The 4,484-nt window shown below is 71.9% G+C and carries 5 protein-coding genes and 2 pseudogenes; 5 read left to right on the top strand and 2 right to left on the bottom strand.

Translation table 11 applies throughout. The features are described 5' to 3' along the window. Positions 1–237, top strand: a pseudogene (locus tag R6V09_RS46810) (hypothetical protein); the annotation flags it as partial. Positions 238–259: 22 nt separating this feature from the next. On the opposite strand, the gene R6V09_RS46815 reads toward R6V09_RS46810, so the two are convergent. Continuing rightward, complete coding sequence (locus R6V09_RS46815) at positions 260–901, bottom strand: TetR/AcrR family transcriptional regulator C-terminal domain-containing protein (protein WP_317887558.1); 642 nt, start codon at positions 899–901, stop codon at positions 260–262. Positions 902–1,001: 100 nt separating this feature from the next. Here R6V09_RS46815 and R6V09_RS46820 point away from each other — a divergent pair, with 100 nt between their 5' ends. The 4 genes and pseudogenes from R6V09_RS46820 (at position 1,002) to R6V09_RS46830 (ending at position 2,862) form a co-directional block, all read left to right on the top strand. After that, on the top strand, positions 1,002–1,949 hold the full coding sequence (locus tag R6V09_RS46820) for an alpha/beta hydrolase (RefSeq protein WP_317887559.1): 948 nt from the start codon (positions 1,002–1,004) through the stop codon (positions 1,947–1,949). Then, positions 1,939–2,034: pseudogene (locus R6V09_RS46825) on the top strand (FAD-dependent monooxygenase); the annotation flags it as partial. The gene R6V09_RS46820 and the pseudogene R6V09_RS46825, both read left to right, overlap by 11 nt. Positions 2,035–2,084: 50 nt before the next feature. Further along, positions 2,085–2,186, top strand: a complete 102-nt coding sequence (locus tag R6V09_RS54445; RefSeq protein ID WP_327097787.1) for a hypothetical protein — start codon at positions 2,085–2,087, stop codon at positions 2,184–2,186. Between the two features lie 268 nt (positions 2,187–2,454). Then, a complete protein-coding gene (locus tag R6V09_RS46830) occupies positions 2,455–2,862 on the top strand; it encodes a RidA family protein (protein WP_317887560.1) in 408 nt (135 codons plus the stop codon). 35 nt (positions 2,863–2,897) lie between these two features. Here the strand turns inward: R6V09_RS46830 and R6V09_RS46835 are convergent, their stop codons facing one another. Next, positions 2,898–4,142, bottom strand: a complete 1,245-nt coding sequence (locus R6V09_RS46835) for an amidohydrolase (protein WP_317887561.1) — start codon at positions 4,140–4,142, stop codon at positions 2,898–2,900. Positions 4,143–4,484: the final 342 nt, after the last annotated feature.

The raw sequence follows: 4,484 nt of genomic DNA on the forward strand, positions 1-4,484 counted from the left end.
CGGGCCTGGCTCGCGGTGGCCGGCGCGCGGCTGGCGGCGGGACAGTCACCGGGTGCGCCGGCCGTCGAGGCGGCGGTCGACCGTGCCCATCACCAGTGGGGGCAGATCCACGACCCCGCACCCGCCCGTGAACTCGGCCTCACGCTCGCCGAGTTGAGAGGACGCGTGCCGGGCCGCCGCGCGGGAGCCCTGGACCACGTACGCAAGCAGCTGCTCCAACTCCAGCCACAGGGCTAGGCCGTGTAGGTCGACCGAACGCTCACTGGGAGCCCGTTCGGCCCAACTCCACCCGCAGAGCCGTCATTTGCATGTCCAGCGCGAACTCGAAGCGCTCGTCGAAGGTGCCGGCGGTGACGTAGGCGGCGGCTTTGCGCAGGGCCGGGAACGTGTCGTCGTCGAAGGCCAGCACGGGGTCGGCCGCGTCGGCGGACTGGGCCTGCTGCTCCTGGGTGATTCCCAGGATCAGATAGAACACGGTCCAGTTCGCCCAGGCCGCTGTCCGGGGCGGGAAACCCGCGTCCAGAAGAGCCTGGATCATCGTGTCGCCCAACCGGTACGTGTTGGTCTCCGTGGTCGCGAGTCCCGAGAGCAGGCGTGCTCCGTCGCGATGGGCCAGAAGGGCTTTCCGGGTCCAGCGGGCGAGGGCGCGGACGCGGTCCTCCCACCCCGGCGGGAGGGTGGTGACATCCAGTCCCGCGAGGATGGCGTCCGACATGAGGACGAGCAGTCGCTGCTTGTTGTCCGCGTGCCATCGGACGGTGTTGTGCTGCACGCCCAGCTTGTCCGCGACGGCGCGCATGGTCACTTTGTCCAGGCCCCGCTCGTCGAGCACGTCGAGTGCCGCATCGACGACCGCCGCACGGCTGATGCCCATGGTGCCTGCCTCCGTGCCTTTCTCCATGACTCGTCTTGTCCGGTGGGCAATATACAAGTGAACGCTCTTGTCCAGTGGATAAGGGCGCGATACCGTTGGTCAGTGCCCAAGAGGTGAGGAGTGGGTTGTGTTCCTGGATCCTGAGTTCCTTCCGGTCTATGAACTGCTGCCGGAGATGGACGTGTTCGCCGATGTGCCGGGGGCCCGCGTGGCCCTGGGCGCGGCCAGCGGTGACGGCAAGTCGGACGGCGAGGTGAATGTCGAGGACCGCGAGATCCCCGTGGAGGGCGTGGACGGGCACACGCTGAGCCTGCGGCTCTACACCCCCGTCTCCAGGAGCGCCGCTCCGCTGCCCGTGGCGGTCTGGATACACGGGGGCGGGTTCGTCCTCGGCGGGCCCAACGCGGAGGACGCCACCTGCCGGCGGCTGACCGCGGAGCTGGGTATCGCCGTCGTCGCCCCGGACTACCGGCTCGCCCCGGAGAATCCCTACCCCGCCGCGTTCGACGACTGCTACGCCGCGCTGCGCTGGGTCGTCGACGAGGCGGACGCCCTGGGAGTCGACGTAGCGAGGGTGGCACTGGGCGGGCACTCCGCCGGCGCCGCCCTGGTGGCGGCCGTGGCCCTCGCCGCCCGCGACCGGCAGGGGCCGCACATCAGGTACCTCCACCTCGGATACCCGGTCCTCGACGACCGCCTGGAGACCGATTCGGCCCGGGCCGTCACCGATCCGAAGCTCTTCAACCGCCAAGCGGCGGCGGCCGGTTGGGAGCTCTACCTCCAGGGGAGCGATCCGGCGGCCGACTACGCCGTGCCGGGCCGGGCGAAGGACCTGAGGGACCTGCCGCCCACCTACATCCTGGTCGACGGGGTCGATCCGGCACGGGACGAGGCGCTGGAGTTCGCCGCCCGGCTGAGCGCGGCCGGCAACTCCGTCGAACTCCACCTCGTGCCCGGCGTACCGCACATGTTCGACGTCCTGGCCCCCGCCATCCGTGCGAGCCGCCGGGCCGTAGCGGCCTGGACGACCGCGTTCGCCCACGGCATCGGAGCCACCAGTGACCATGACCAATAACCAGCAGGTCGTCATCGCGGGAGCAGGTCCGGTCGGGCTCTGGCTGGCCGCGGAGCTGCGGCTCGCCGGCATCACGGTCACCGTCCCACGTTCTGGGCGTACGTCAGCGCCGCGCTGATCCGGCCCGACGGGCATGTGGCCTGGGCGACCGAGGAGGACGACCCCGAAAAGCTCGCGGCCGTCACCCGCGGGGCCCTCGACCGGGCCGGCCTCACCGGGACCGGGACCGACCGGTAACCGTCCCGTCCGCTACGCCCGGCCTGCCGCAGTCCCCTGGGGCTTGTCCGGCGGCCCCTGTCGCAGACGCGGGATCCGGCCCGCCCGCCTCACCCCGCTCACCGGTGCTGATCAATCCCCGCCGGTCTCCCGCGACCTGATCCCCCGGACAGGCCCCAGCCACAGGCTGGCCTGCCCGGCCCGGCCAGGGCCCGACCCGGCCCACCCCTCTCCACAACACCCTTGCCCGGCCCAACTCACCCTCTCCACAACGCCCTTGGGAGTGCACATGTCCGCGGAAATGATCAACCCCCCGACGCTCGCCCCGCCCGTCATGAACCTCTACACGCAGGTCGTCGCCGCGACCGGCACCCGGTTCGTGGCCATCGCCGGCCAGGTCGCCATCGACGCTGACGGACAGCTCGTCGGCCCCGGCGACTTCGCGGCCCAGGCCGAGCAGGTCTTCCGCAACCTCAGGGCCGCGCTCGAAGCGGCCGGCGCCACCCCGGCGGACCTGATCAAGATGACGATCCACGTCGTGGGCCACCGCCCCGAGATGATCGACACGGTCTTCACGGCCGGCAGCAAGGCCTTCGACGGCGAGTGGCCGGTGCCGGCCAGCACGTACCTCGGCGTCGAGGCGCTCGGCCTTCCGGAGTGGCTCATAGAGGTCGACGGCTACGCGGTCATCGCCTGACGCGGAGCCACCCCGGCGGACTGTGTCCAGTTCAGCTAGTTCACCGTCAGGATCTCCAACGCGCCCGACACCAGGGTCCGTACCCCCGGCACGACCGTCACCAGGTCGGGTGCGAAGTTCGGGCTGTGGTTGCTGGGGACGGCGTGGAACTTCTCCATCAGGTCCGTGCCGGGAGCCGCGTCCCACACGTCCGCCGGAGTGCTCGTCACGAACCAGTAGGAGTACGGCACCCCGTCCGGGACCAGGCGCGGGAAGTCCTCGCTGCCCGTGGCCGGGCCGGGGTCGAAGACCGTGCCCGCGCCGAGGACCTCGCTGTGCACGGCGCCGATCCGGCGGTCGGTGTCCGCGTCGTTGACCATCGTGGGAAGGCTGGTGCCGATGGTCACCTCGGGCTCGCGCGGGCAGCCCGCGGCGAGGCATTCGCCGGACGCGATACGGCGGATCGCGGCGATCATCCGCTCCCGCACGTCGTCGGACTGGGTGCGCAGGTTGAGGGAGATCCGGGCCTCGGTCGGGATGATGTTGTGCCGGGTGCCGGCCTCGATACGGCCCACGGTCAGGACGGCGGAGTCACGGGCGGCGATCTCCCGGGACACGACCGTCTGCAGGCGGGTGACCAGGTAGGCGGCCGTGACGACCGGGTCGACCGTCGCCTCGGGACGGGAGCCGTGGCCGCCGAGTCCGTGGACGACGATGTCGATGTCCGTCGAGGCCGACATGATCAGGCCGGGCACGTGCGGGTAGAACCCGGCGGGACCCGGTGCCGCGTGCTGGGCGAGCAGGACGTCCGGGCGCGGGACACGCTCGTACAGACCGTCGGCCACCATCGCCGCCGCGCCCGAACCCGTCTCCTCCGCGGGCTGCCCCACCAGCACCAGCGTCCCCGACCAGGTGTCCCGCCCGGCGGCCAGCGCCTCGGCGGCGCCCGCCAGCCAGGTCACATGCAGGTCGTGCCCGCAGGCGTGCATCACACCGAGTACCGAGGACTCGTACGGCAGCCCGGTCTCCTCCTGCACCGGCAGCGCGTCCATGTCGGCGCGCAGCAGCACGGTCGGGCCGTCGCCGTTGCGCAGCACCGCGGCGATGCCGGTGCCGCCGATGCCCTCGACGGTGTCGTAGCCCGCCTTGGTGAGGCGTTCGGCGAGCTTGCCGGCCGTGCGGTGCTCGCGGCCGGACAACTCGGGGTGGCGGTGCAGGTCCCGGTAGAAGTCCTCCAGGCCGGGGACCGGGAGGTCGGCGGTGAGGTCCAGTGCGGTGCGCGCGGCGGGGGAAAGGGTCACGGGGGCAGCGTATTCGGGTCGGATGTGTGTACGGGAGCCCCGGCGGGACGGGGGAGCCCTCGGTGCGGCCACCGGTGTCACCCAGCCGTCACCTCGGGGCAACCCCGCCGTTTCCTGTCCATCCGTATGGTCATCGCTCCAGATGTCGCTTTCGTGAGGTGCATGGAGGTACGCGCATGGGGCGTCCCGAGCGGCCGGTCGACCCGGAGGCCGGTGCCGTGCAGGGGCTCGCGCACGCGTTGCGGGAACTGCGGCTCGCCGCGGGGGGACCCTCGTACCGGACGATGGCGAGGGCGGCGGGCTTCTCGGCGACCACGCTGTCCCAGGCGGCGGCCGGGGAGC

Source organism: Streptomyces sp. W16 (genome assembly GCF_033194735.1).
Lineage (GTDB): Bacteria > Actinomycetota > Actinomycetes > Streptomycetales > Streptomycetaceae > Streptomyces.

What these genes read in the sequence shown, in the direction of transcription:
- R6V09_RS46815 (WP_317887558.1), bottom strand. Translation starts at nt 901, where the DNA reads ATGGAGAAAGGCACGGAGGCAGGCACCATGGGCATCAGCCGTGCGGCG.
- R6V09_RS46830 (WP_317887560.1), top strand. Translation starts at nt 2,455, where the DNA reads ATGTCCGCGGAAATGATCAACCCCCCGACGCTCGCCCCGCCCGTCATG.